This is a genomic window from Bacteroides sp. 4_1_36 (genome assembly GCF_003466325.1).
Classification (GTDB): Bacteria; Bacteroidota; Bacteroidia; order Bacteroidales; family Bacteroidaceae; genus Bacteroides; species Bacteroides uniformis.
Genome location: NZ_QSOX01000048.1, coordinates 4,143 through 4,516, shown reverse-complemented (window position 1 = coordinate 4,516; position 374 = coordinate 4,143). Strand labels below are relative to the sequence as shown.

General features: G+C 47.1%; 1 pseudogene. It reads left to right on the top strand.

Going from position 1 to position 374, the window contains the following annotated elements:
• Positions 1 to 374, top strand: a pseudogene (locus DXD65_RS21070) (RHS repeat-associated core domain-containing protein); the annotation flags it as partial.

Here is a 374-nt window from a genome sequence, read left to right as displayed (position 1 = left end):
CAGGACGGCAACCAGCGTGCCCTTACATCCGGTAACTGGACGTACTACAAGTACGACGGGCTGAACCGCCTGACGGAACAGGGGACTTGTACCAACAAAGTGACCACTTCTGGAACGAATGTACTTGTGCAGCACTTCTATGACAGTTACGCTTTCCGTTCGCAAGCAGGTTTCAATAACAGCAATTTCCCTGATGATGCTTCGGGCAATGGAAAAGGTGCCTTGACTGCAAGTGTGGCAACGGTACTTGGTAGTAGTAACAAGATTTATACCGCATACTACTATGACATCAAGGGACGTGTGGTGAAGACTGTACAAAGTAATCCTTTGGGTGGTTATGATGTAGCAGCTACCGTCTATACTTTTACAAACAA